The 25,423-nt window shown below is 66.3% G+C and carries 17 protein-coding genes; 9 read left to right on the top strand and 8 right to left on the bottom strand.

Features of this window, described 5'->3' with window-relative positions; translation table 11 throughout:
• Window positions 1-92 precede the first annotated feature (92 nt).
• Complete coding sequence (locus P12x_RS25615) at window positions 93-365, bottom strand: hypothetical protein (RefSeq protein ID WP_435007860.1); 273 nt, start codon at window positions 363-365, stop codon at window positions 93-95.
• A 630-nt stretch (window positions 366-995) separates the two neighbouring features.
• Between P12x_RS25615 and P12x_RS25610 the strand changes: the two genes are divergently transcribed.
• The gene (locus P12x_RS25610) at window positions 996-2,963 is read left to right on the top strand and encodes an ABC transporter ATP-binding protein (protein ID WP_435007858.1); all 1,968 of its coding nucleotides are present in this window, start codon (window positions 996-998) and stop codon (window positions 2,961-2,963) included.
• A gap of 100 nt (window positions 2,964-3,063) precedes the next feature.
• Window positions 3,064-3,933, top strand: a complete 870-nt coding sequence (locus tag P12x_RS25605) for an SIR2 family NAD-dependent protein deacylase (protein ID WP_435007857.1) — start codon at window positions 3,064-3,066, stop codon at window positions 3,931-3,933.
• On the opposite strand, the gene P12x_RS25600 is transcribed toward P12x_RS25605, so the two are convergent.
• The gene (locus P12x_RS25600) at window positions 3,904-4,824 is read right to left on the bottom strand and encodes a hypothetical protein (protein ID WP_435007856.1); all 921 of its coding nucleotides are present in this window, start codon (window positions 4,822-4,824) and stop codon (window positions 3,904-3,906) included. The two genes, P12x_RS25605 and P12x_RS25600, sit on opposite strands and share 30 nt — an antisense overlap.
• Before the next feature lie 397 nt (window positions 4,825-5,221).
• On the opposite strand from P12x_RS25600, the gene P12x_RS25595 reads away from it, so the two are divergent.
• The 6 genes from P12x_RS25595 (at window position 5,222) to P12x_RS25570 (ending at window position 13,205) form a co-directional block, all read left to right on the top strand.
• Window positions 5,222-5,965 (top strand): (Fe-S)-binding protein, encoded by a 744-nt coding sequence (locus tag P12x_RS25595; RefSeq protein WP_435007855.1) that lies wholly within the window; start codon window positions 5,222-5,224, stop codon window positions 5,963-5,965.
• On the top strand, window positions 5,962-7,389 hold the full coding sequence (locus P12x_RS25590; RefSeq protein ID WP_435007854.1) for a LutB/LldF family L-lactate oxidation iron-sulfur protein: 1,428 nt from the start codon (window positions 5,962-5,964) through the stop codon (window positions 7,387-7,389). Before P12x_RS25595 ends, P12x_RS25590 begins: the two co-directional genes overlap by 4 nt.
• Window positions 7,386-8,033, top strand: coding sequence for a LutC/YkgG family protein (locus P12x_RS25585; protein ID WP_435007853.1), 648 nt, complete (start codon window positions 7,386-7,388; stop codon window positions 8,031-8,033). Before P12x_RS25590 ends, P12x_RS25585 begins: the two co-directional genes overlap by 4 nt.
• Before the next feature lie 19 nt (window positions 8,034-8,052).
• Entirely contained in the window at window positions 8,053-8,385 is a 333-nt protein-coding gene (locus P12x_RS25580) for a hypothetical protein (RefSeq protein WP_435007852.1), read from the top strand.
• 139 nt (window positions 8,386-8,524) lie between these two features.
• Entirely contained in the window at window positions 8,525-11,743 is a 3,219-nt protein-coding gene (locus P12x_RS25575) for a DUF1553 domain-containing protein (protein WP_435007851.1), read from the top strand.
• Between the two features lie 10 nt (window positions 11,744-11,753).
• Complete coding sequence (locus P12x_RS25570; RefSeq protein ID WP_435007850.1) at window positions 11,754-13,205, top strand: DUF1501 domain-containing protein; 1,452 nt, start codon at window positions 11,754-11,756, stop codon at window positions 13,203-13,205.
• A 141-nt stretch (window positions 13,206-13,346) separates the two neighbouring features.
• On the opposite strand, the gene P12x_RS25565 is transcribed toward P12x_RS25570, so the two are convergent.
• The 5 genes from P12x_RS25565 to P12x_RS25545 form a co-directional block, all read right to left on the bottom strand.
• Window positions 13,347-14,771: a DUF1501 domain-containing protein gene (locus P12x_RS25565; protein ID WP_435007849.1), complete on the bottom strand. Its 1,425-nt coding sequence runs from the start codon at window positions 14,769-14,771 to the stop codon at window positions 13,347-13,349.
• A 61-nt stretch (window positions 14,772-14,832) separates the two neighbouring features.
• A complete protein-coding gene (locus P12x_RS25560; RefSeq protein ID WP_435007848.1) occupies window positions 14,833-15,174 on the bottom strand; it encodes a hypothetical protein in 342 nt (113 codons plus the stop codon).
• An 83-nt stretch (window positions 15,175-15,257) separates the two neighbouring features.
• Entirely contained in the window at window positions 15,258-18,065 is a 2,808-nt protein-coding gene (locus P12x_RS25555; RefSeq protein ID WP_435007847.1) for a DUF1553 domain-containing protein, read from the bottom strand.
• Window positions 18,066-18,111: 46 nt separating this feature from the next.
• Window positions 18,112-19,449 (bottom strand): DUF1552 domain-containing protein, encoded by a 1,338-nt coding sequence (locus tag P12x_RS25550; protein ID WP_435007846.1) that lies wholly within the window; start codon window positions 19,447-19,449, stop codon window positions 18,112-18,114.
• A gap of 6 nt (window positions 19,450-19,455) precedes the next feature.
• Window positions 19,456-22,416 (bottom strand): DUF1592 domain-containing protein, encoded by a 2,961-nt coding sequence (locus P12x_RS25545; RefSeq protein WP_435007845.1) that lies wholly within the window; start codon window positions 22,414-22,416, stop codon window positions 19,456-19,458.
• 489 nt (window positions 22,417-22,905) lie between these two features.
• Here P12x_RS25545 and P12x_RS25540 point away from each other — a divergent pair, with 489 nt between their 5' ends.
• Window positions 22,906-24,285 (top strand): DUF418 domain-containing protein, encoded by a 1,380-nt coding sequence (locus tag P12x_RS25540; RefSeq protein WP_435007844.1) that lies wholly within the window; start codon window positions 22,906-22,908, stop codon window positions 24,283-24,285.
• Window positions 24,286-24,375: 90 nt separating this feature from the next.
• Here P12x_RS25540 and P12x_RS25535 read toward each other — a convergent pair whose 3' ends face one another.
• Window positions 24,376-25,407 (bottom strand): aldo/keto reductase, encoded by a 1,032-nt coding sequence (locus tag P12x_RS25535; RefSeq protein WP_435007843.1) that lies wholly within the window; start codon window positions 25,405-25,407, stop codon window positions 24,376-24,378.
• Window positions 25,408-25,423: the final 16 nt, after the last annotated feature.

The raw sequence follows: 25,423 nt of genomic DNA, 5'->3' as shown, positions 1-25,423 counted from the left end.
GCATGGCGAAGTGACGTCTTCGAGGGGGGAATGGAAGTGAAACGGACTCCGGGCGTCCCTGGGCCGTGCGATCCGTCCTCGCGCTCCCTCGCTCAGGCCTCGTAGCGGGCCTTGACCAGGCCTCGCATCTGGAGATGGCTGACCGGGAGCGAGGATTCCCTGAGTCGGCTGATCAGCTTGGTCTCGACCATCTGGGCCGGGGTCAACAGGGATCGGTCGTCCACCACCAGGGATTCCTCGGGTTGTGAGACCGCGAATCGCGAGGCGAGCGGGCGAGTGGGCACATCGGCGTTAACGGGGTTAGAGGCGTATCGGGTGCCATCCTTCGACGCGACCGCGATTTTCATCGTTTGATGATCTTTCATTCTGGTCTCCTTCGCACTGAGATCGAGTCGAGCCACACGCGCCGTCTCGAGTCGAAAGCAAAGGTCATACCGAACAGGGGTTGATCTTTGCATTCTCAAAGCCATCTTGTCAAGAGCCTGTATTCTGGGCAATTGACATTGGCGATCACCTCATGCTCTAGTTCATACGAGAACCCAAGCGCCGAGGTCGAACGGAATATTGCCTTTCTTTTTTGCTTCGTGCCCGGATTGGGGCACGAATTCTCGAAATCTCCGCACAAATCACACATTAGGACGGAATTCAAGAAAAAAAAGATCTCGACCAACGATCCTTTCGCCGCTCACGTATAATCCGTGGAGCCTCGACAAATCCTCTCGCAAAGAACCCCATTTTCCATTCACGAATGGCACTACGCTGACCGGTTATAGGGATGTCCAAGCCGATGGCATTAGTCTTGCAATCGGATTGAAGTCCCCCTGTCCGCGAAATCGCTCGAAACGCCACCAAACCTACAAACGAGACCGGATTCAGGTTGTCGGAGCGGCAGCAACCCAACCCGGTTCGTGATCGTTCCCGATGTCCGCGCCGGCCGCGGCGAACTTCCCGACCGTCCGATCGACGGTCAGTCTCGTTTTCCCGGAAGGGACCGAATGTTCCCGAAGATGGTCAGGGCGTCGAATGGACTCTGGCGCGAGGTTGGTAACATCTTCAGGAGGGGGGGAGATGTCTGGCGACTGGTCCCCACGGCCCAGAAAGGGGCCTTGGGCGCGGCCGGTCTGGCGATGGCCTCGGCCTCGCTGGCCGAGACCTCGATCGCTCCCCAACTCGGGAGGCTTTTCGATGCGGTTCAGAGGGGCAAGACCCTGGGGCTCGACCGATCGGCGTTGCTCCAGCTCTGTTTCGGGGCGCTCGGGCTGATCGGCCTGGCCTATCTGGCCCGCGAGACGATGAACGTCCTTCGGCGTTTCCTGGTCGAGAACGCCTGCACGCGAATCGAGAAGAATCTTTGCGTCCGGTTGGTCTCCCACCTGATGGAGGTCGATCTCTCGACCCACTCCCACGAGCAAGTCGGCGCGATCCACGGCCGGATCCAGCGGAGCGTCGAGGGGTACGTCCGGTTTCTCCGCCTCACCTTCCTCGACTTCATCCCGGCGTTGTTCCGGGGCGGGTTCGCTCTGATCTACGTCTTCACGCAGCAGCCCCGGATCGCGATCGCGATGGCCGGCGTGGTGCCGATCTCGATGGGACTGACGCTCTGGCAACTCGTCACCCAGAATGGCGTCCGAATGAGTCTCCTCCGGATCCGCGAGGCGATGGATGGGACGGTTGTCGAGCAACTCGGCGGGATCGATTACGTCAGGGCGGCCCACACTCATACCCAGGAGATCCGCCGGGTTGAGCATGCGGCCGAACGTCGACGATCCAAGGAGATCCGCCACCACTTCGAGATGTCGCTCTTCGGCAGCGGTAAGGCGATCAACGAGGGGTTCTTCTATCTCCTGGTGGTCGCCAGCGCCGTCCTGCTCTACATCGGAGGGCACATCGAGAGCGGCGAGATGATCATGTTCCCGATCCTATTCCTCCAGGTGATGGCCCCGCTCAACGAGGTCCACCGGTTCATCGACGAGGGGCACGAGTGCAGCCTGAGGGTGGCCGACCTCCTCAATCTGCTGGACGAGCCGGTCGACCGCTCGTTCCGCCCGGTCGAGGTCCGCGAGCCGAGGCTCGACGGCTCGGTCCCGCTCTTCGAAACCGAAGGGCTCCAGGTCGATTATCGGACCTCCGGCGGCCAGTTCAAACGGGCCCTCAATGGGGTGGACCTGACGATCTATCCGGGAGAGACGATCGGCGTGGCCGGTCGGTCCGGCTGCGGCAAGTCCACCTGGCTCAAGGTGATGATGCGGCTGATCCACCCCTCGGCCGGGGTCGTCAAGCTGGGCGGGGTCCCCATCGAGAACGTCTCCCGCGAGGCGATCGGCGACCTGATCGGCTACGTCGGCCAGAACCCCTTCGTTTTCTCCGGGACCATCGCCCAGAATATCGCCTATGGCAGCGAGGATGCGACCGAGGAGGAGATCCGCCGATCGGCCCGGATGGCCTGCATCCATGACGAGATCATGGCGATGCCCGGCGGATACGACGCGACGGTTGCCGAACGAGGGCAGAACCTCTCCGGCGGCCAGCGTCAGCGACTGGCCCTGGCCCGGGTCTTCCTCAAGAATCCGCCGATCCTCATCCTGGATGAAGGGACCTCGGCCCTCGACAACATCAGCGAGCGCAAGGTCCAGCGGGCCATCCACAAGGCCCGCGCCGACCGGACCGTCATCCTGGTGGCGCACCGGCTCTCCACCTTGCTCGACACCGATCGGATCTTCGTCTTCGACGAGGGACGCGTCGTCGAGACGGGCGAGTACAACGAACTCGTCCGGCGGGGTGGTGCCTTTACCGACCTGGTCCACTCCGTGGCGGTCGAGGAATCGGCCCCGGCCCCGGTCCCAGGCCCGTCGATGATCACCGAATCGATCATGTCCCCGGTTTCCTTCGGCGAGTCGTCCGGCGTCGAGCTGCACAGCATCTTCGACGTCACCGCTCACGGCGAGCCGGTCGAGGTCGCCTGAGCGCCCAATCGATCGGATCGACCAGCCTCGGCGCGACCGGTTCACCGGCGAGCCGAGGTTGGTCGTTGATCCGGTCCGACTTCCCTCTCGAGGATCGCCGATGATCCCGATCGGTCGAGAAGCCCTCGGACGAGCGGCCGAGGTCATCGCCCGGGCCGATGCGCTCCTGATCGGCGCGGGGGCCGGCATTGGGGTGGATTCGGGCCTGCCCGACTTCCGCGGCCCTCAGGGGTTCTGGAAGGCCTATCCGCCCTACGCGAAGCTGGGCCTGGCGTTCGAGTCGGTCGCCAATCCCGACCACTTCGCCGACGACCCCGCGTTCGCCTGGGGTTTCTACGGGCACCGGACCAACCTCTATCGGGCGACCCGGCCGCACGAGGGTTTCGCGATCCTCCGACGATGGGTCGCCCGGATGCCCTTCGGCGGCTTCGTCTTCACCTCGAATGTAGACGGGCATTTCGAGACGGCGGGCTTCGATCCCGAGCGGATCGTCGAATGCCACGGCTCGATCGAGTGGCGGCAGTGCCTGGACCAGTGCGGGGTCGGCATCCATCCGGCGGATCCGGCCGGAGTCGTCGTCGATCCCGAGACGTTCCGGGCCGGAGATCCCCTGCCCTCCTGCCCTCGATGCGGCGGCCTGGCCCGGCCCAACATCCTGATGTTCGGCGACTGGGGATGGGATTCGCGGAGGACCGCCGAACAGCATTGGAGGATCGAGCGATGGCTCGGCGGCCAGGCCGGTCCCCGGCTGGCGATCCTGGAATTCGGTGCCGGTCGGGCCGTTCCCACGGTCCGCCATTTCTCCGAGCGGGTGGCCGAGCGGAGCGGCGGGACCCTGATCCGGGTCAACCCTCGCGATTCGGAAGTGCCCATCGGACAGGTCTCCCTGCCGATGGGCGCACGGGAAGCGATCCGTGCGATCGAGGGCTTACTTTCGGGGTCAGTTGGCGAACGACTCGACCAGCGGTGAGAAGCGTCGACCAGCCCGGGGCCAGTCGGGACGGCTCCCCATCCGGACATTCGGGCCGGCCAACGAGCCGGGGCGCCCCGAGTCCCGCCTCCGATGGGGCCCGCTCGCGATGGTCCCTCGATGATCCCGAGCGGCCAGCACGAGGCCCAGGGCCAGCAGCGAGGCCAGGTAGGCGTACGTCGTCCCGAGCCCCAGCCCGATCACTGGGCAGGCGAGCCGGAAAACCAGCAGAAAAGCGACCATCCCCAGATTTGCCATTGGCAAGGCACGCGCCATCCGGATCGCACCGAGCGAGCCCGCCTCCATCGAGGTCAGCACGAGGACCGTCAGCGTGACCGCCGGGAACGCGATCATCAGGCCCGCCCCGCCCGGCCCCAGGACATTTCCGAGTGCGATCGAGGCCGAGAGGCAGGCGACCGGGACCATCGTCCGGAGTGCCAGGGTGCGACCTCGGGACGGCTCCATCCGCCCGGTTATCGCATCCTTCAGGGGAGTCCGTGCGGCCAGTCGCGCGGCGACCAGGATCGCCGCAACCACCGCCGGTGCCGCAAATTCCGTCGGGGGATCGAGTAACGCCGCGACCGGGGCCATCATCAGGTAAGCCGCGACTCCCATCGAAGCCGATCGCCAGGGGCCGGACCCCCGGCCCAGCGACCAGGCGAAGGCCACCGGCAGGGCCGAGGCCCCGATCAGGCCGATCAGGCAACTCCCGGCCATCTGCACCGACTCGTCCACCCCCCGGTCCGATCCGCAACCGACTAGGAGCACGGCGGTCGAGCAAGGGAGGCCCAGGGCCAGGGCTCCCCACCGAGGTCCGAACCGGCGGCCAAGCTCTCGAAAGCCGTGGGTCATCGCCACGACCAGGACGATCTTCCAAAGGTGCTCGCTCATGGCGTCGCTCCCGCTCGGGCGCCGATCTCGCCGAGGCCGCCCCCTGGACGTCCCTCGCGATCGGTCGGCCGGTGTCCTCTCCCAGGGTGTCTCTCTTGGTGTGTTCGGGACGGTGATCGAATCGGCTCGCTGGCCGACCCTCTCATGGAATGATTTATCGGATGGATTATTTAAGAAGATGAGTGTTTTGGGGAAGAAATGCGGTTTAGTTGGAATGGGTCGTCCTGGTTGATTTGCGGGTCGGTTTGTCCCTGGATCTAGGGACGGGGGGATGCCGAGGTCTCGACCGATCGGTTACCATCGGGCCTTGTACTTCCTCCCGGTCGTTTCGGACCTTCTTATGACCCCTGGTCTGTCTTCGCGCCCACCGGCCCGGACGATCGGGGTGGAGCGAGGCATGCGGGTTTCGCTGTTCATCACGTGTTTCAATGACACGATTTTCCCGAGCACCGGCCAGGCCGTCGTCCGTCTGCTCGAACGGCTCGGGCACTCGGTCGAATTCCCGATGGATCAGACCTGTTGCGGGCAGATGCACTACAACACCGGGTATCAGCTGGAAGCGATCCCGCTGATCCGCCGGTTCGTCGAGGTGTTCGGGTCGGCCGAGGTGGTGGTCTCCCCCTCGGCCTCGTGCGTCGGGATGGTCCGGCATATGTACCCGCACGCCGCCGAGCTGGCCGGCGACCCTGAGCTGGCCCGGGCCGTCGAGGCCATCGCGCCCAAGGTCTTCGAGCTTTCGGAGTTCCTGGTGGAGAAGCTGGGCGTCGAGGACGTGGGGGCCTACTATCCCCACCGGGTGACGTATCATCCGACCTGCCACTCGCTCCGGATGCTCCGGGTGGGGGATGCCCCTTTGAAGCTCCTGCGGGCGGTCCGGGGGATCGACCTGGTGGAGCTTCCCCGGGCCGAGGAGTGTTGCGGGTTCGGCGGGACGTTCGCGGTGAAGAACGCGGACACCTCGATGGCGATGCTGGGGGACAAGCTCCGGGCCATCCTGGACACCCGGGCCGAGGTCTGCGTGGCGTCGGACAACTCGTGCTTGATGCAGATCGGCGGGGCGCTCCATCGCCAGCGGGCCGGGGTCGGCACGATCCACCTGGCCGAGATCCTGGCATCGACCGAAGAGGAGGAGGTCCATTGAGCGTCGAGGCCATACCAACCCACCCGGCCGTCCCCTTCCAGGACGCCGCCAAGCTCGCGCTGGGGAATACCCAGCTCCGGCGGAACATGGGCAAGGCGACCCAGACGATCCGGGGCAAGCGAGCCTCCGTGGTCGCCGAACTCCCCGACTGGCAGGAACTTCGCGAGGCCGGTCGGGCGATCAAGGAGCGGGTCCTCCGCCACCTCGACGACTACCTGATCCAGCTCGAAGAGTCGGTCCAGAAGGCGGGTGGGCACGTCCACTGGGCGGCCGACGCCGCCGAGGCCAACCGGATCATCGCCGAGATCGCCCGGAAGCATGGGGCGAAGGAGGTTGTGAAGGTCAAGTCGCTCACGACCGACGAGATCGGCCTCAACGAGGCCCTCCTTAAGGAAGGGATCGAGGCAATCGAGACTGACCTGGCCGAGCTGATCGTCCAGCTCGCCGGGGATCGGTCGTCGCACATCCTTGTCCCGGCGATCCACAAGAACCGCTCCGAAATCCGCGAGCTATTCCGGCGGAAGCTCGGGATCGACCAGTTGACCGACGAGCCCAAGGCGCTCGCGGGGGCGGCCCGGACCCACCTCCGGACCAAGTTCCTCTCGGCCAAGGTCGCCGTCAGCGGCGCCAACTTCGGGGTCGCCGAGACCGGCACGATCTGCGTGGTCGAGTCTGAGGGGAACGGCCGGATGTGCCTGACCCTCCCCCCGGTCCTGGTCTCGGTCATGGGCCTGGAGAAAATCATCCCCACCTGGGACGACTTCGGCGTCTTCCTCCAGCTCCTCCCCCGGTCCTCGACCGGCGAGCGGATGAACCCGTACACCTCGTTCTGGAAGGGGGTTTCGCCCGGAGACGGCCCCCAGGAATTCCACCTCGTCCTCCTGGACAACGGCCGGACCAAAGTCCTGGCCGACCCGGTCGGTCGAGAGGCCCTCAACTGCATCCGGTGCAGCGCCTGCCTCAACATCTGCCCGGTTTATGAGCGGACCGGGGGCCACGCCTACAACTCGGTCTATCCCGGCCCGATCGGGGCGATTTTGACACCGCAACTCGCCGGGGTCGAGAACGCGGGTTCGCTGCCTTACGCATCTTCACTCTGTGGGGCCTGCTACGACGTCTGCCCGGTGAAGATCAACATCCCCGAGATCCTGGTCCACCTCCGAGGGAAGGTCGTCCGCCACAAACAGAAGAAGGGCGGTTGGCCCGACCCCGAAAACATCGGGATGAAGATCCTGGCCCGGATCTTCTCCAGCCCCCGGATGTTCGAGCGGGCCCAGAAGTTCGGGCGACTCGGCCAGAAGGCGATCGTGAAGGACGGCTACATCCGGCAACTGCCCGGCGAGCTGGCGGCTTGGTCGACGATGCGCGACGCCTATCCGGTGGCCCAGCAAACCTTCCGGGAGTGGTGGAGGACTCGATCATGACCGACAACCGAGCCGAGATCCTCCGACGGGTCCGATCCGCCCTCGCGGACATCCCCCCGGAGGAAAAGCCGGAAGATGTGCCGGTCGCCCGCGACTACCTCCGGGGGGATGACAGCCCGCTGGAAGAACGGGTGGTCCAGTTCGTCGAGCGAGTGACCGAGTACCGGGCGACCGTCCACCGGGTCGAGGCGGCGAACCTGACCGAGGCCATCACGGCGGCCTGCGCCCGGAGGGAGATCCGGACGCTCGCGGTCCCGGGCGACCTCCCCGAATCCTGGGCCCCGCAAGGGGTTGAGTTGCTACGCGATCACTCGCTCAGTAATGAGCAATTGAACGACTCGGGGGGCGTCCTGACCGCCTGCGCCCTCGGGATCGCCCAGACCGGGACGATTGTGCTCGACCGAGGCCCGAGCCAGGGTCGCCGAGCCCTGACCCTCCTGCCCGATTACCACCTCTGCGTGATCCGCGAAGACCAGATCGTCGGCACCGTTCCCGAAGCGGTAACTGCGCTCCAGACCTCGGCCACCGACCCAGGGCGGCCCTTGACCTGGATCTCCGGCCCGTCGGCAACCTCGGACATCGAACTCAACCGAGTCGAGGGGGTTCATGGCCCACGGACGCTTGAGGTGCTGGTGGTTCGTTGAGTGATCGGGGAAGCTCGCCATGTTCGAACAGATCCGGCGATCACGACCGGCCCGATGGACCCTGACGCTGTCGCTCATGGTCGTGGCCGGTTACGCGTCCAATGCGGTCAGTGTTCACACTTGCGAGCGGAACACGGATCGCTGGCTGGATGCCAATATGGCCCGTCATCGGACGAACTGGCCCGGGCGACATGCATCCTCGGAGCCGGCGGAATATCGGATCCCCTGGGTCGTCGGCGTCAATTACGGATGGGCGGTGGGCGACACCGGGGGCGAGTGGGGCACCCGGTACTACTTCTGCCTGCCCGGACTCCCGATCCCGATCTGGAATCAGATTCGCGAGACTTCCTGAGCCATCCTCGGCGGGCGGAGATGCATCGAGGATTCTCGTCGAAGGGTCTTTTCTCCTTGATCGGTGCGGCTCGGGTGGTTTTAATGGATGTCACTGCCACCGCTGTTTACCCGCCTCAGACCATAACCCCCGAGTCCGCATGGCGCCCTCACTCTCCAGGAGCGACCGGCGGCGACCGGCCCTCCTCCCTTGCCCCTGGCTGGCTGGTCGGCTTGCCCTGGCGGTTTCGCTGCTCTCGCTCGTCGGGACGATCGACGCTCGGGCCGATGGCCCGCAATCCGTCGACTTCGGCCGCGATATCTTGCCCATCCTCTCGGATAAGTGCTTCCCGTGTCATGGGCCGGACGCGGAGACGCGCAAGGCGGACCTGCGGCTCGACCTGGAAGAGAGCCTGCTCCGGAAGAAGGACCCGGTGGTCGCCCCGGGACACTCGGAAGAGAGCGAATTGATCTTCCGGTTGCTCAGCGACGACCCGATGGAGAAGATGCCGCCGCCCGAGTCGAACCTGACGCTCACGGGGTCGCAGGTGGACTTGCTCAAGCGATGGGTGGATGAGGGGGCCCGGTGGAGCGGGCACTGGGCGTTTATCGCCCCGCGACGCCCCGAGCTTCCGCGAGTCGCCCGGAGCGACTGGGCCATCAACCCGATCGATCGATTCGTCCTGGCCGACCTGGAACGCTTGGGGATGGCACCCTCGCCCGAGGCGAGCCGAGAGGTCTTGATCCGCCGGGCGACCCTCGACCTGACCGGTTTGCCCCCGACCGTGGAAGAGATCGACGCCTTCCTCGCCGACCAGGCCCCGGGGTCCTTCGAGCGGGTGGTCGACCGGCTGCTGGCCTCGCCCCGATATGGCGAGCGGATGACGACCGACTGGCTCGACCTGGCCCGCTATGCCGACACGCATGGCTATCAGTCCGATCGCGAACGCCCCGTCTGGCCCTGGCGAGACTGGGTCATCAGCTCGTTCAACCGGAATCAGCGATTCGATGAGTTCGTGACCTGGCAACTCGCCGGCGACCTGCTGCCGAGGCCCACCAAGGAGCAGCGGCTGGCCACCTCGTTCAACCGCCTCCACATGCAGAACGAGGAGGGCGGGATCGTCGAGGAGGAGTTCCGGGTCACCTACGTGGTCGATCGCGTGAACACCGCCGGAACCGCCTTCCTGGGTCTCACCTTCGAATGCACCCGCTGCCACGACCACAAGTTCGACCCGCTCACCCAGCGCGATTATTACTCGCTCTTCTCGATGTTCCAGAACATCGACGAGTCGGGGCAGACCTCGTACTTCACCCGGTCCACGCCCGTCCCGGCGATGCTCCTCTCCGACGAGGCGACCGACGCCAAGCTCGAAGACCTCGAACGTCGGATCGAATCGAAGGAGGAAGAGATCCGACGCCTCCGCGATGGCGAACTCGCCGCGTTCGAGCGCTGGCTCTCCGATCGAGGGGCCGAACCGCCCCCGACGACGGGGTTGGTCGGTTCGTTCGCGTTCGAATCGATCGACGACGGGAAGACGGCGAACGCCGTTAAGGACGACCAGCCCGCCAAGGCGGTCGAAAGTCCCACGATGGTCGAGGGGAAGTCGGGCCAGGCGGCGCAGTTGAGCGGCGAGGACGGGTTCACCTTCCCCAAGCTCGGCCACTTCTCGCGGGCCGATCCGTTCTCGATCGGGATCTGGATCAAGTCGCCCGCGCACACCCCCAGGGCGGTGGTCTATCACCACAGCAAGGCCCCCATCGACGCGGGGAGCCGGGGCTATGAACTGGTCCTGGAAGACGGCAAGGTCGCCTTCGGGCTCCATCATATGTGGCCGGGTAACTCGTTGAAGGTGGTCACCCGGACGCCGATCCCGACCGGGGAGTGGGCCCACGTCGCCGTCACCTACGACGGTTCGAGCCGGGCCGTCGGGGTCCGGATCTTCGTGGACGGCGAGTCGATGCCCCTGGACGTGGTCCGGGACAAGTTGGTCAAGGACATCACCTACGAAGGGGGCGAGCCTGACCTGGCCATCGGCCATCGGTTCCGCGACAACGGATTCAAAGGAGGGCAGGTCGACGATTTTCGGGTCTTCGATCGCGAACTCTCGCCGATCGAGGTCGCCGACCTGGCCGGTCGTCCCGACCTTCGTCAAGACTGGGCCGTGGTTCCCGCCGATCTGACCAGTTCTCAACGTGATCGTTTGCTGGCTTACTATCTTGCGAATGTTTCCGCCGGAGCCCGGCAGGGGATCGCGGAGCTGCACACGCTCCGCCAGGAGTACAGCCAGCTCATCAATCCGATCCCCGAAGCCATGGTGATGAAGGAGATGGCCACCCCCCGGCCCGCCTTCATCCTCAAGCGAGGGGCCTACGACTCCCCCGGCGAGCCGGTCTCGCCGGGGACGCCGGCCGTCCTGCCGCCGATGTTCCCCGACCTGCCCCGGAACCGGCTGGGCCTGGCCCGCTGGCTCTTCCAGCCCGACCACCCCCTGACCGCTCGGGTCGGGGTCAACCGGTTCTGGCAGATGATGTTCGGCCGGGGGATCGTGGAGACCAGCGAGAACTTCGGCCGGCAAGGGGCCCGGCCCACCCATCCCGAGCTGCTGGACTGGCTGGCCCGGGAATTCGTCGATTCCGGCTGGGACGTGAAGTGGATGGTCCGCCTGATCGCGACCTCGGCGACCTACCGGCAATCCTCGAAGACCGACCCGGCCTTGCTGGCCCGCGACCCGGCGAATACGCTCCTGGCCCGAGGCCCCGCGTTCCGGCTGACGGCCGAGATGATCCGCGACCAGGCCCTGGCGGCGGGCGGGCTGCTGGTCGAGAAGATTGGCGGGCCTCCGGTCAAGCCGTATCAGCCCGATGGCCTCTGGGCCGTCGCATCGAGCGGCGGGTATGAGACCTCGAAGGGGCCGGACCTCTACCGACGGAGCCTCTACACCTTCTGGAAGCGGACCGTCCCGCACCCGTCGATGGTGATCTTCGACGCCGCCGATCGGAACAACTGCGCGATGCGTCGGCAGAGCACCAGCACGCCGCTCCAGGCCCTGGCGCTCCTGAACGATCCCCAACTCGTCGAGGCGGCCAGGAACCTGGCCCAACTGGCGATGAAGGAGGGGGGCGGGGACAACGGGTCGCGGGCCTCGTGGATGTTCCGCAGGGTCCTCGGCCGGTCGCCGAGCCCGCGCGAAGCCCTGGTCCTCGCCGGACTCGTGGACGAGCAACGCTCGATCTTCGAGGGGGATCGCGAGTCGGCCGGCAAGCTCCTCTCGGTCGGCGATTCCAAGCCCGACCCCGCGCTCAATCCGGTCGACCTGGCGGCGGTCACGGTCCTGGCCGAGGCGATCCTGAACCACGATGGGGCGGTCAATCGCCGCTGAAAGGGCACCGATGAACTGCCAGCACATCGACTTCGCCATGAATCGCCGCGACTTCTTCGGCCGCTTCGGCCTCGGACTCGGGGGCGCGGCGCTCTCGACCCTGCTCCGGGGCGAGGCCTCGGGCGCGACCGCCGACGGGACCAATCCCTTCCGGGGGGCCTTGCCGGGTCCGCATTTCGCGCCCAAGGCCAAGCGGATCATTTATTTGTTCATGAGCGGCGGGCCTTCTCAGCTCGACCTGTTCGACTACAAGCCGGTCCTGAACGAGCGGAATGGGCAGGACCTCCCAGATAGCGTCCGGCAGGGCCAACGCCTGACCGGGATGTCTTCGAACCAGGCCACGCTCCCGCTGGCCGGATCGGCGTTCAAGTTCGCACAGCATGGCCAGAGCGGGACCTGGATGAGCGACCTGCTCCCCTGGACCTCGAAGGTCGCCGACGAACTCTGCGTGATCCGGTCGCTCCACACCGAGGCGATCAACCACGACCCGGCCATCACCTTCTTCCAGACCGGTTCGCAACTCGCCGGTCGGCCGAGCTTCGGCTCGTGGCTCAGCTACGGCCTGGGGAGCGTGAACGAGAACCTGCCCGCCTTCGTGGTCCTGATCTCCAAGGACCGGATCGACCAGCCCCTCTACGCCCGGCTCTGGGGCAACGGGTTCCTGCCCAGCATCCATCAAGGGGTCCAGTTCCGCAACGGCAAGGACCCGGTCCTCTACCTCGAAAACCCGGGCGGGGTCAGCTCGGTCGCTCGCAGGAAGATGCTCGACCGCCTGGCGGAATTGCACGCCCTCCAGTTCGAGGATCTGGGCGATCCCGAGATCAACGCGAGGGTCGCTCAGTACGAGATGGCCTTCCGGATGCAGTCGAGCGTCCCCGAAGTCATGGACGTCGCGGGAGAATCCGACGAGGTGTTCGAGCTCTACGGGGCCGAGGCCCGGAAGCCCGGGACCTTCGCCGCCAACTGCCTGCTGGCCCGCCGGCTGGCCGAGCGCGACGTCCGGTTCATCCAGCTCTACCATCCCGGCTGGGACCATCACGGGAACCTGCCCAAGGGCATCCGCCGCCAGGCCCAGGACGTCGATCAGGCCAGCTACGCGCTCATCACCGACCTCAAGAGGCGTGGCCTACTCGACGAGACGCTGGTCGTCTGGGGCGGCGAGTTCGGCCGGACCAACTACTCGCAAGGAAAGCTCACGCCCACCGACTACGGACGAGACCACCACCCGCGATGCTTCTCGATCTGGATGTGCGGGGGAGGCGTCAAGCCCGGGATGACCTTCGGGGCGACCGACGACTTCGGCTACAACGTCGCAGAGAACCCGGTCCACGTCCACGACCTCCAGGCCACCTTGCTCCATCTCCTCGGCATCGATCACGAGAAGATGACGTACAAGTTCCAGGGGCGCAATTATCGCCTAACGGATGTTCATGGGCATCTTGTGAAAGAATGCCTGGCGTGAGCGTGCCCGCCCGTCCGATCGGAGGGGACCCTCACCCCGCCTTCGGCCACCCTCTCCCGGGGGGAGAGGGACTATCCTGGCTCCCGTCCTCTGGGAGAAGGCTGGAGTGAGGGTGATTTATGAACAACCGAGCGTTCGAGGTCAGGCGAGGATCTCCCGGACCACCCGCCCGCTGACGTCGGTCAGTCGGAAGGGACGCCCGCTGTAGGTGTAGGTCAGGCGTTCGTGGTCGAGCCCGAGCAGGTGCAGGATCGTGGCGTGGAGGTCGTGCATGTGGACCTTGTCCACGGCGGCCCGGTGGCCGAACTCGTCGGTCTCGCCGAACGCGAAGCCCGGCTTGACCCCGGCCCCGGCGAGCCAGGTGGTGAAGCCGTCGGGGTTGTGGTCTCGTCCGGTCCCGTTGGCCTGGGCGTAGGAAGTCCGGCCGAACTCGCTGCCCCACCAGACGAGGGTGTCTTCGAGGAGCCCCCGACTCTTCAGGTCGGCGAGCAGCCCGGCGATCGGCTTGTCGACGGCTCTGGCGTGATTGGCATGTTTGGGCATGTCGGAATGCTGATCCCAGGCGGGGTTCGCGGTATTGTCGCCGTAGGTCACCTGGACGAACCGGACGCCCGCCTCGCACATCCGGCGCGCCATGAGGCACTGGCGGCCGAAGTTGTCGGTCTCCTTGTTGCCGATCCCGTAGAGGTCGCGGGTGGCCTGGCTCTCGTTGGCGATATCCAGGACATCCGGCGCGTTCTGCTGCATCCTCCAGGCCAGCTCGTAGGACTCGATCGTCGCTTCGAGTTCCGAGTCCCCGGGGTGCGCCTTGACCTGTTCGGCGTTCAGGTCGCGGAGGAGGTCGAAGCCCCGTCGACGCTCGGAGTCGGAGAGGAGCGGGTTCCGGAGGTTCCGGATCGTGGCCTCCGAGGCCGGGCCTCCCGCCTTGCCCAGCGCGGTCCCCTGGTAGAGCGCAGGCAGGAAGGCGTTCCCGTAGTTCCGCGCCCCGCCGTTGCCGGCCGAAGGGCCGATCGTGACGAAACCCGGGAGGTTCTCGTTCTCCGAGCCCAGCCCGTAGAGGACCCATGAACCCATCGAAGGGCGAATGTTGGTGGTGGCCCCGCAGTGCAGGAACAGGGTCGCCGGGCCGTGCGCCACGCCCTCGGTGTGCATCGAGTGGATGAAGCAGAGGTCGTCGAGATTCCGGTTCATCTCCGGGAACAGCTCGGAGCCCCACCGGCCGGACTCGCCATGCTGGTCGAACTTCCAGAGCGACTTCATGACCCGCTGCGACGAGCCCCGAGCCCCGGTGTTGGCGATGACTCGCGCGTCGTCGAACGGCATCGACTTGCCGTGATCCCGGTCCAGGCGAGGCTTGTAGTCGAACGAATCGACCTGGCTGACCCCCCCTTGCATGAACAGGAAGATGACCCGCTTGGCCTTCGGGATCAGGTGAGGAGCCCGAGAGGCCAGCGGATTGCCGGAGTCGGCGGAGGCCCGCCCGGCGGCCAGGCCCGCCAAAGCCAGGTAGCCGAAGCCGCACGCGGCACCTTTCAGGATGTCTCGACGACTGGTCGGGTGTGGCATGCGGTGGGTCTCCATCGGGGGATGGAAGGGGTGTAATCGAAGTCGGCAGGGAGGGACTGGCTCATTCGATCGGGCAATCCAGTATACCGAATTCGCCGAGGATCGACTCCACCCCCTCCTCCGTCATCTTGTCATATTTCCCTTCAAGCGACGTGATCACCTTGGCTCGCGTGGCTGCCTTCACGCCGGACTGGACTTCCTTCGCCGCGGAGATCCGCGACTTGAGCAATTTCAGGCGAGACACATGGAGCTGCTCCGAGAGACGGTCCACGGCCTGGGCCTTCTCGTTTCGATCCAGGATCGAATCCGCCGATCGAAGGCTCTGGATCGCCTGTCGGAGCAAGGCTTCGCAATCCTGGACCCGCGTTGCGATGGATTGCCCGGCGTGTTGGTGTTGTGCCACTCTACCCCTCCCAGATTCGCTCCGACTCATCTGAGGAAATGATTCATGCAGGGCCGCTGAGTTCGTCTCTCGGTTCGAGCCGCTCAATTCACGTATCGAAAATCGGCCGAACCAAAGATCGCCTGGAACAGGGTCGCCCACGCCTCTTCGGAATCACCCTCGGCCAGGAACGCCCGGCTGATCGATCGTTCCGGATCGGTCGGCAGACGCCCGAGCGTCCTCCGGTAGACCCGATCGATCCGACAGGTGAAGTCGAGGTTCGGTTCGCTCAGGAGTCGATGGGCCGCATGACGCGCCTGCTCGGTGACGAACGGGTGATTCAGGAGGAAGAGGGCCTGGGGGGCGACGGTGCTGACGATCCGACGGCCGACGACCATGCTGGGGTCGGCGAAGTCGAAGACCTCGAAGATCTCGGGCAGCGCGTTGCGGAAGGCCGGGATGTAGACGCTGCGCCGGGTGTCGTTCGACTGGTATCCGTAATCGACGGAGAGGCCATCGGGGAAGCCCGGCCCGCCCCGATCCGGGGAGAGTTGCCCGCTGACCGCGAGGATCGTGTCGCGGATGCATTCGGCGTCGAGCCGCCGACGGTTCATCCGCCAGATCAGGCGATTCTCCGGGTCGATCGCCCGGGCCTCGGCGGAGTCGTCATTCGAGAGTCGATACGCATGCGAGAGCACGATCCGGCGGACCAGCGCTTTGATTGACCAGTGCTCCTCCATGAACCGGCCGGCCAGGTCGTCGAGCAACTCGGGGTGGGAGGGTGCTTCGCCCGTGGTCCCGAAGTTGTCGACCGTGCGGACGATCCCCGAACCGAACAGCCAGTGCCAGGCCCGGTTGACGATCACCCGGGCGGTCAGCGGATTACGCCGGTCGGCGAGCCAGTCGGCCAACTCCTTCCGGCCGCTCTGATCGCCGGGCATGGGCGGGTCCTCGCCGAGGGTCGCCACCTGGAGGAAGCCCCGGGGGGCGGGCTCGCCCAGATTATGCACGCTCCCTCGGACGTGGACCTTCGCGTCCGAGATGTCCGACTCCTCGACAACCGACAGCACCGTTTGACGCTTCGGGCCGCTCGCCCGGAGTTGCTTCAACTCGGACTTCAACTTGTTGAGGCTCGCTTCCTCGTCCTTCGAGGGATCCTCGGCCGGGGTCGGCTCGGAGGAGTCGACCGGCAGGAAGACCACCGCATCGGCGACGACGTGTCCGGTCGTCCCTTCATTGGAGATCAGGACGAAGCCCTGGCCATCCTGCTCGAATGAATACCGGCCGATCGAGACGAACCGTCCCTCGATCGGCGGCGTCGACCGCATGTCGACGGTCACTACCTTCTCGCCATCGCCGCTGAAGACGGTCACCGGGACGGCGGCCGATCGGTTGCCCCCGGGGGAGTAGGCGAGCCGTACCTCGTACTTCCCCGAGGACGGGAGGTCGGGTTCGAACGTGAGGGTCTTCCCCCCCTTCCCGGAGTCGAGGTCGTGGCGGTAACCGGTGCCGATATAAATTTTCGAGAACTGAGACTCCTTCCACTCGCCGACCGCCTTGGCCTGGGAGTCATCCACAACAATCCCGGGCAGCTTCCGGGCCGCGATCACGCCACCCCGATCCGTCGCATTCCCCTTCGCCGCCAAGGACGCTCCGAGTCGATCCACGCGACGTGCCAGGTCCGCGACCGCGGCCTCGTGCGCGGCGATCTCGGCCTCGCGCTCGGGGGGCTCGGGCAGGGGCCGTTCGATCCACTTCGAGACGTTGGCATGCTCCACCGTCTTCGAGTTCCGGAGGATCCCGGCCATCGCGTAGTAGTCGCGGGTCGGGATCGGGTCGAACTTGTGGTCGTGGCACCGGGCACAGCCGATGGTCTGCGCGAGGAAGGCCTTGCCGAGGGTGTCGAGCTGCTCGTCGACGATGTCCATGACGAGCTGGGGTTTGTCCTGCTCTTCGAGGTTGTTGTTCCCGAGGGCGAGGAACGTGGTCGCGGTCAGCTTCCGGCGCCGGTCGGCCAGGTCGCCCCCGGGCAGGAGATCCCCGGCGACCTGCTCTCGGACGAACTGATCGAAGGGCATGTCGGCGTTGAAGGCTTCGATCACGTAGTCGCGATAGCGCCAGGCGTCCTTCAGGACGAAGGCCCGGAGCGTGAGGGATTCGCCGAATCGCGCCACGTCGAGCCAGTGGCGTCCCCACCGCTCGCCGAAGTGGGGCGATCCAAGGAGTTGATCGACCAGCTTCTCGTAGGCATCCGGGCTCGGATCATTCGCGAAGTCGTCGAGCTGCTCGGGGGTCGGTGGGAGGCCGGCGAGGTCGTAGTAGAGCCGACGCACCAGGGTGGCACGGTCGGCATCGCGGACCGGCCGGAGCCCCTTCGATTCCAGGGCGGCCAGGACGAACCGGTCGATCTCGTCCTTCGGCCAGGCGGCGTCGACGACCTCGGGAGGATTCTGATCTCGAACCGGCCGGTAGGACCAGAATTTCCGACCGGCGTCGAGGTCGATCGTGCCTCGGGCCGGGGCTGGTTTCCCGTCGCGAGGGTCGGGCGCCCCCATCTCGATCCAGCGCCGGAAGTCGGCGACGACGTTCTCGGGGAGCTTCCCCCTGGGGGGCATCTCGATCCCGTCGTACCGCAAGGCATCCAGCAGGAAGCTCTCGGCGGGCTTGCCGGGGACCAGGGCGGGGCCGGAATCGCCACCGGCCAGGAGGCCCCCTTTCGAGTCGAGCCGGAGCCCCCCCTTGAGCTTCTTGGCCCCCGCCGAGTGGCAGTCGTAGCACTCCCGGACCAGCACGGGACGGATCTTCTGCTCGAAGAACGCCAGGCCCTCCGGGTCGTCCGCCCAGCCGGTCGCGGACGCCATCAGCCAGGCCGCGAGCCATCCGATCCCGCCGAGCCATCCGGGTCTTCGCATGCCGGGAGTCCTCGTCCTGGGCAATTCGAAAAGTTGGAGCGGTGGGTCAGAACCCTTCGAGCCGTTCGTCGGCGTCGCCGAATCGGTCCTGGCGGACGCCCATCCGATCCATGATCGACAGGTACATCCCGCAGAGCTTCCGATCGTCGTCGCTCCGACCTTCGTAGTCCAGCACCCTCCCGGTCGAGAGCGTGCCGCCCAGGCCGCCGGCCAGGACGACCGGGAGCTTGCTGGAGTCATGCCGCGAGCCGGACCAGAGGCTGTTGATGAACAGCAGGCAGGAGTTGTCCAGGACCGTGCCCTCCCCCTCGGGCATGGCTTCGAGGCGCGAGGCGAGATAGGCGAGCTGACTGACGTAGAACCGGGTCACGCGCTCGTAGGCCTCGGACTTGTCGTCGTGCGAGGCGGGGTGGTGCGCCGAGCTGATGTTGAAGAAGGGATAGCAGAGGCCCGAGATGTCGCGGCAGAGCAGGAGCGAGGCGATCCGGGTCTTGTCGGTCTGGAACCCCAGGGCGATCAGGTCGCACATCAGCCGCATGTGCTCGCGGATGTCCTCGGGCAGGCCGTTGTCGGGCCTGGGCATCGCGACCGCCGGGGTCGACCGGCCCCTGGCCCGCTCCTCGGCGGCGTCCTTGTCGGCCCTCATTGAGGTGGCCCGCTTCTCGACGTCTCGGACGCTGGTCAGGTACTCGTCGAGCTTGGCGCGATCCCCGGCGCTCACCCTCCGGCTCAGGCCGGCGGCCTCCTCGCGGACCCGGTCGAGGATGCTCTTGTTCCGGAGGCTCCCCCGGTTGTCGAACAGGCTATCGAACGCCAGGGAGGGATAGACCTCCATCGGTACCGGCGAGGTCGCGCTCTGCCAGGAGATGTGCGAACTGTAGGCCATCGAGAAATTCGTCTCGTGATAGCCCGTGATCGGCTGCTCGCAGCCCAGGACCATGCTCGGCTGGACGGTCTCGCCCCCCAGGTGATGGGCGAGCAACTGGTCGACGCTGATCCCCCCCTTCAGCTCGGCCCCCTTCTGGAGCGCCGCCCCCGAGAGGATGTTGCCGGTCTGGCCGGGGTGGATGCCCACGCCCGTGGCGTGCTTGTTGAACAGGCCGTTGATGACGTTGATCTTCTGCTTCAGGGGCTCCAGCGGCGCGAGGCAAGGCCCCAGCTCCATCTCGGCGCCCGAGCCCCTGGCCCACCACTGGTCCGGGTTGACCCCGCAGCCCATGAACATCGCGGCGAAACGCTTCGGGCCGGAGGCCGGGGTGGCCCCCCAGGCCGGGATGGATTCCAGCCAGGGGAGCGCCATCGTCACGCCCACCCCTCGGAGGAACGTCCGGCGCGTGGCCTCGGCCGCCTTCTGGTCGATTCCGCGATCGTTCGGGCGATTCATCGGCTGTTACTCCGCCTTCAGGGCTTCGAGGCGCTGGTTCCGGAATTGAGGGCTGGTGACGATGCTCTCGACCAGGCCGCCGAATCGGCCGCCGTCGCTCGACAGCCTCAACCTCATGGACTCGATGGTTTCATCATCGGAGGGGAGCAGGGTCCGGCCGAGCGAATAGGCCAGGAGCTTCCGGCAGAGGTTCTCGACGAACTCCTCGCGGCGATTCGACCGGAGATAGCGACGGAGGCCCGAGATCCCCTCCCCTTCGTCCCCCCGGGGGAAGGTGGCCCGGGTGTCGACCGGTCGACCGCCGAGGTCCTTGTCGCGACCCTCGCCGATGGGACCATACCCTTCGAAGGCTAGGCCCACGGCGTCGAATCGCTCGTGGCAGCCCGCGCAGCTCTTGTCCGCCCGGTGTCGGGCCAGGGTCTCGCGGAGCGTCAGGTCGCCCAGCTTGGATTCGTCGTCGGGCAGGTCGGGGACGTCGGGCGGGGGTGGGGGGATCTCCTCGCCCAGGAGGCGGCGGACCACCCAGTAGCCTCGCTTGACCGGGCTCGTCCGGAGGCCGGGGGAGTTCCGGGTCAGGAACACGGCCATCGGCAAGAGGCCCCCTCGGCCGTACCGGGTCGCGTCGTCGATGCGGACCCACCCCTCGGTTGGCTCGGGCATCCCGTAATGCCGGGCGAGGGCCGGGTTGACGAAGGTGTGGTCGCCGTCGAGGAATTCGAAGACGGGTCGGTCGTTCCGGACGAGGTCGACGAAGAAGCGGATCGGCTCCTCGAACATCGACCGCCTCAGCTCGTCGTCGAACGACGGGAACCGGCCGCGATCGACGCCGTTGTGCTCCTCGAACCGGCGAAAGTCGAGCCAGTTGCCGCCGAACTCGGTGGCCAGGCCGCGAACCCGGTCGTCTCGGAGCATCCTCCGGGCCTGGGCCGCCAGGACCTCGGGACGGTGGAGTTCGCCGCTCCTGGCGAGGCCCAGCAACTCGTCGTCGGGCATGCTCGACCAGAGGAAGTAGCTCAGGCGGCTGGCCAGGTCGTAATCCGAGAGCGGTTGAATTCCCTCCCCCTCGGCGGGCAGGTTGACCCGGTAGCAGAAGTGCGGCGACATCAGGATCCCGACCACCGTGTCGCGGACGGCGTCCTCGTGGCTCAGGCCGTCGGTCTCCCGCAATTCCCGGTAGAAGCCGGTGACCCCCTCGCGCTCGGAGGCCGAGAGCGGCCGACGATAGGCCCGCTCGGCGAAGTCCTGGAGGGCCTCGACGTGCCGGGGCTCGGCGGCGGCTCGGTCCTGCTCGACCTGGCGGATGCTCGCGGAGATGATCCGGAACTGGTCCTCGATCGCCTGGAGGGCCACGCCCTCCACGCCGATCCGGCGGGCCTTCGCCAGGTAGACCTCGGACAGACGCCGGATCATCTCCTCCGACGCGGCGTTCTTGTCTTCGGCCCGGACGAACTCGAACTCCTCGCCCCGGAGGAAGTTGGTCTCGGCCCGCTCGTACCAGAGGTAGCTGGAATACTGCCGCATCGGGGCGCCGTTGATGAAGTCGAACTCCCGCCAGAGCCGGTCCAGCTCGCGCTTGCCGGGCTCGTCGAGCATCAATTCATAGAGCGGGGCGTCGTCGCGGAAGTAGCCGGTCATGCTGTGGAACCCGGCGCTCAGGAGCCTCCCGGTGTTGTCCCGATCCTGCTTGGGATCGAGATAAACCCGGGCCCGCTCGGAGACGAAGAAGGCGTCGGGGAAGGTCTTGCAGAAGCGGTCGAAGGTCGCCTCGAAGCGGCGGGCCCCCTCGGGGTCCTCGGGGGTCCGGAGGGCCTGGTTGGCCTGGTCGCCGAGGTCGAAATCGAACCACTGGACCTCGGACGCCCCGCCCGCGTAGCGCATCCGGTTCGCGACGAACTGGCGGTTCTTCCAGAGCACGAACGGCTGGGTGCCGTTGCTGATCCCCCGGGCGTCCAGGTTCTCGACCTTGGGCACGAGTTGCTTGCGGAGCCCGACCACGAAGTCGCGCATCCGTTCCGCCCCGGCCCGGACCTTGTCGGTCGGCTCCCCCTCGGGGCCTGGTAGCTCTCGCCAGAGGGCGCGAAGAGCGGCGATCGGCCCGATCTCGTCGCCGGGACCTTCGAGGGTCTCCCAGATCGTCGAGAGGTAGGGGGCGCTGATCCCGGATTCCCCGGCGAGATCGGCGAGCGTGGCCTCGGGCCGACCCAGGGCCGCTCGGTGGCGGAATCTCCAGGCGGCCTGGAAATAGTCGGCGTAGTCGGTCCGCTGGCGCTTGTAGAAGTCGATGATCTGATTGACGCAATACTTGTCGCGATCGGTATCGGCCAGCATCGGGTAGGGCGCGAAGGCCAGGCCTTCCGGCTTGAGGACGAGGTGATTGGAGACGGTTCGCGCGGCTTCCAGGTACTTCTTGAGGAGGGCCGGCGACATCGAGAGCGACTCGGCCGAGTTGTCGAAGCCCGCCTCGTTGGCCGGGTCGACGGGGAACTCGCGGGTCGGTCGGAGGTCGAAGCCGGTCAGGTCGCGGATGGTGTGGTCATACTCGGCGTTGCTCAGGCGGCGGGCCGGGACCGGGCCGGGATCGCCCGAGTTGCGGCGGGACTCCTGCGTCCGGAAGGCCTGGATCCAGGCGATCACGTCCCGGCGGGCCTGGGCCTCGGGATGACGCTTGGCCCCTTCGGGCGGCATCGCCTCGTCTTCGAGCTGCTCGCGAACGGCCTGCCATTGTCCGAGATCCCGGGCAACCGACCCGGCGTCGGAGTACCGGCTCAGGTCGAGGTCCCCCTTGGGCTTCTCGGGTCCGTGACACCCCAGGCAATAGGTTTCGAGGAAAGGGCGGACGGTCTCGCGAAACCCGTCGTCGATCGGAGTTGCGGGCGGGACCGGGGATGGGCCCTCGGCGGCCGATCGAAGTCCTAGAAAGGCCAGAAGCAGGGCGCCGGTGGTCGCCAGGATCAGGGTCATCCTCATCGTCCGTCGATTCCTGGAGATCGCTTCGGGGTCCTCGGGACGTTCAATCAATGTTAACCAGGCGGCTCGTCGAATGCCACCGACGATCGCGGGCCCCTTCCCCAGCTCCCTCAAGGAGTTCGCGGTGGCGGGGATGGCTCGCTCGTTTCCGGGTGAAATTCGGATTGTTCCGAATTGCATGCACACGTCCGGCCCGGGTCGCGATAGTATCCGTGGCACTTCATCGCCGGGAGGCTGGGATCGACCGTGAAGGGTGGGTCAAGCGTGGATGGCTGAGTCTGTCGTTAGCGAGCCAGGCCCTGCGACGGACGGAACGAACCCACTTTTCCGGACGGATCGAACCCATTATCCCGGGGTCGGAACGAACCCATCGTGGGTGACCCGGATCGAAGCCACCGGAGATCGGCGGAACGAACCCACTGGCTGCGTATAAACGAAGCCACCGGGGGATACCCGGATCCTTGAACTTGCCGCTTTGGGAGATCCTTGATGTCGATCGAAGAACAGCCGATCGCGGTGGAACGGGTCGAGCCGGTCTCGATTGAGGAACCGATCCCCGTTCCGAAGGCCTTGCCGGTCGAGGGTCGCGAGCGGGTCAAATCGGTGGACGTGATCCGCGGCGTGGCCTTGATGGGCATCCTGGCGATGAACATCGTGGGATTCGGCTGGCCGATGTCCGTTTATTCGATCCCGATCATGGCACCGGACCACGACTGGGCCGACATGGCGCTCTGGGGGTTCAATCATCTGATCTTCGACACCAAGATGATGACCCTCTTCTCGATGCTCTTCGGCGCGGGTCTGGTCCTGATGACGGACCGGGCCGAGGCCCGGGGGGCGAGGATGCGTGGGGTCTATTATCGGCGGGTCTTCTGGCTCCTGGTCATCGGCCTGATCCATTCCTACCTGATCTGGGACGGCGACGTCCTGGTCCTCTATGCCTCGTGCGGGCTCGTGCTCTATCCGGTCCGCAAGTGGTCGGCGAAGCGATTGATCATCGTGGGTACTTGCCTGAACTTGCTGCTGGTCCCGCTCCTGCTGGGCTTCCGGTTCGGGGGTGTCCCTTTCATGCGGGCGACGGCCGAACGGGTCGAGGCCAAGCAGAAGGCCCACCAGAAGCCGGCCTGGTGGGAGGAGAAGGTCCATGAGGGCTGGAAGGAGATGTCGAAGTCGGAGATGCCCAAGCGCGAGGACTTCCTCAAGCAGATCGCGATCTATCGGGGCCATTACTGGGGGATGGTGAAGGACAGGGCCCAGTCTTTAATCTGGGGACAGACGCTCGGGTTCGTCTTCGGGGGCTGGTTCTTCGCGGGCGGTCGGATGTTGATCGGGATGGGCCTGATGAAGCTGGGAGTCTTCTCGGCCGAGCGGTCGAGGCGGGCGTACCTGACGATGATGGTCGTCGGCTACGGGATTGGGCTCCCGTTGATGGCCTTCGACGCGATCCACGAGGCTTCCAACGGCTTCTTCCTCGGTCGACAGCTCTGGCACGCGCTCGATGGTTGGCCCTTGCTGACCATCTACGGGAGCCTCCCGGTCGTCTTCGGCCACATCGGGCTGGTGATGCTGATCTGCCAGGCGGGGGCCCTCCCCTGGCTGACCCGCCGACTGGCCGCCGCCGGCCGGATGGCGCTGAGCTGTTACCTGTTCGACTCGATCGCGTGCACGACCTTGTTCTACGGGTACGGCTTCGACCTCTTCGGGACGCTCCACCGACCTTTGCTCTACGCGGTCGTCCTGATCATCTGGACCGCTCAGCTCCTGGTCTGCCCGCTCTGGCTCGAATGGTTCCGATTCGGCCCGGCCGAATGGCTCTGGCGGTCGCTGACGTACTGGAAACCCCAGCCGATGCGGATCCGGGTGGCCTGATGACCTCGGACGCGGATGTTATCGAGGTTCGCCGTAGGACTGACCCTGCCGAGAGGCGGGTCTCGGCAGGGCCGGCCCACACGGGACTTGTCAGACCGGCGCGGGATTCCTCTCGGCGAACCCTCGCTGGTGCCAGTAGGGATAGGCCAGGTTCGTGGCGCTGGCCGCGTCGAGCCGGGCGACCTGCTCGGGAGTGAGGTTCCAGCCGACGGCCCCGAGGTTCTGGCGGAGTTGTTCCTCGTTCCTGGCTCCGATGATCACGTTGGCCACGCTGGGCCGCTGGATCAGCCAGTTCAGTGCGATCTGCGGGACGGTCTTGCCGGTCTCCGTCGCGACCTGATCCAGGGCGTCGACCACCTGATAAACGTACTCGTCGGCGACCTTGGGGCCGATATCGGTCACCATCTGGCTCTTGAGCCGGCTGGTCTCGGGCAGGGGCTGCCCTCGGCGGATCTTGCCGGTCAGGCGTCCCCAGCCGAGCGGGCTCCAGACCACCGCGCCGACCTTCTGGTCGAGCGCCAGCGGCATCAACTCCCACTCGTAGTCGCGGCCGATCAGCGAGTAATAGGCCTGATGGGCCACATAGCGGGAAAGCCCGTATTTCTCGGAGATCGCCAGCGACTTCATCAGGTGCCAGCCCGAGAAGTTCGAGCAGCCGATGTAGCGGATCTTGCCGGCCCGGACGAGGTCGTCGAGCGTGCCGAGCGTCTCCTCGATCGGCGTCATCGCGTCGAACCCGTGCAACTGGTAGAGGTCGATGTAGTCGGTCTTCAGCCGCTTCAGGCTGCCCTCGACCGAGCGGATCAGGTGGTATCGCGACGAGCCGACGTCGTTGGCCCCTTCGCCGAAGCGGAAGGTCCCCTTGGTCGAGATGATGACCTTGTCGCGTCGACCCTTGATCGCCTCGCCCAGGATCTCCTCGGCCATCCCGGACGAGTAGATGTCGGCCGAGTCGAACATGGTCAGGCCGGCTTCGAGGCAGATGTCGACGAGCCGAGAGGCCTCGGCGACGTCGGTCGCCCCCCAGGCCTTGAAGAACTCGCCGCCGCCGCCGAAGGTCCCGGTCCCGAGACTGAGGACGGGGACCCGGAACCCGGAACCTCCGAGCTGTCGATATTCCATCGGATGCGATTCCCTG

It is taken from the genome of Tundrisphaera lichenicola, assembly GCF_051175385.1.
GTDB classification, from domain to species: Bacteria; Planctomycetota; Planctomycetia; order Isosphaerales; family Isosphaeraceae; genus Tundrisphaera; species Tundrisphaera lichenicola.
This window is presented reverse-complemented; position numbering and strand designations above follow the sequence as displayed.

Coding starts and splice junctions, on each gene's coding strand:
- P12x_RS25615 (WP_435007860.1), bottom strand. CDS start 365: ATGAAAGATCATCAAACGATGAAAATCGCGGTCGCGTCGAAGGATGGC.
- P12x_RS25610 (WP_435007858.1), top strand. CDS start 996: ATGTTCCCGAAGATGGTCAGGGCGTCGAATGGACTCTGGCGCGAGGTT.
- P12x_RS25605 (WP_435007857.1), top strand. CDS start 3,064: ATGATCCCGATCGGTCGAGAAGCCCTCGGACGAGCGGCCGAGGTCATC.
- P12x_RS25600 (WP_435007856.1), bottom strand. CDS start 4,824: ATGAGCGAGCACCTTTGGAAGATCGTCCTGGTCGTGGCGATGACCCAC.
- P12x_RS25595 (WP_435007855.1), top strand. CDS start 5,222: ATGCGGGTTTCGCTGTTCATCACGTGTTTCAATGACACGATTTTCCCG.
- P12x_RS25585 (WP_435007853.1), top strand. CDS start 7,386: ATGACCGACAACCGAGCCGAGATCCTCCGACGGGTCCGATCCGCCCTC.
- P12x_RS25580 (WP_435007852.1), top strand. CDS start 8,053: ATGTTCGAACAGATCCGGCGATCACGACCGGCCCGATGGACCCTGACG.
- P12x_RS25575 (WP_435007851.1), top strand. CDS start 8,525: ATGGCGCCCTCACTCTCCAGGAGCGACCGGCGGCGACCGGCCCTCCTC.
- P12x_RS25570 (WP_435007850.1), top strand. CDS start 11,754: ATGAACTGCCAGCACATCGACTTCGCCATGAATCGCCGCGACTTCTTC.
- P12x_RS25565 (WP_435007849.1), bottom strand. CDS start 14,771: ATGCCACACCCGACCAGTCGTCGAGACATCCTGAAAGGTGCCGCGTGC.
- P12x_RS25555 (WP_435007847.1), bottom strand. CDS start 18,065: ATGCGAAGACCCGGATGGCTCGGCGGGATCGGATGGCTCGCGGCCTGG.
- P12x_RS25550 (WP_435007846.1), bottom strand. CDS start 19,449: ATGAATCGCCCGAACGATCGCGGAATCGACCAGAAGGCGGCCGAGGCC.
- P12x_RS25545 (WP_435007845.1), bottom strand. CDS start 22,416: ATGAGGATGACCCTGATCCTGGCGACCACCGGCGCCCTGCTTCTGGCC.
- P12x_RS25540 (WP_435007844.1), top strand. CDS start 22,906: ATGTCGATCGAAGAACAGCCGATCGCGGTGGAACGGGTCGAGCCGGTC.
- P12x_RS25535 (WP_435007843.1), bottom strand. CDS start 25,407: ATGGAATATCGACAGCTCGGAGGTTCCGGGTTCCGGGTCCCCGTCCTC.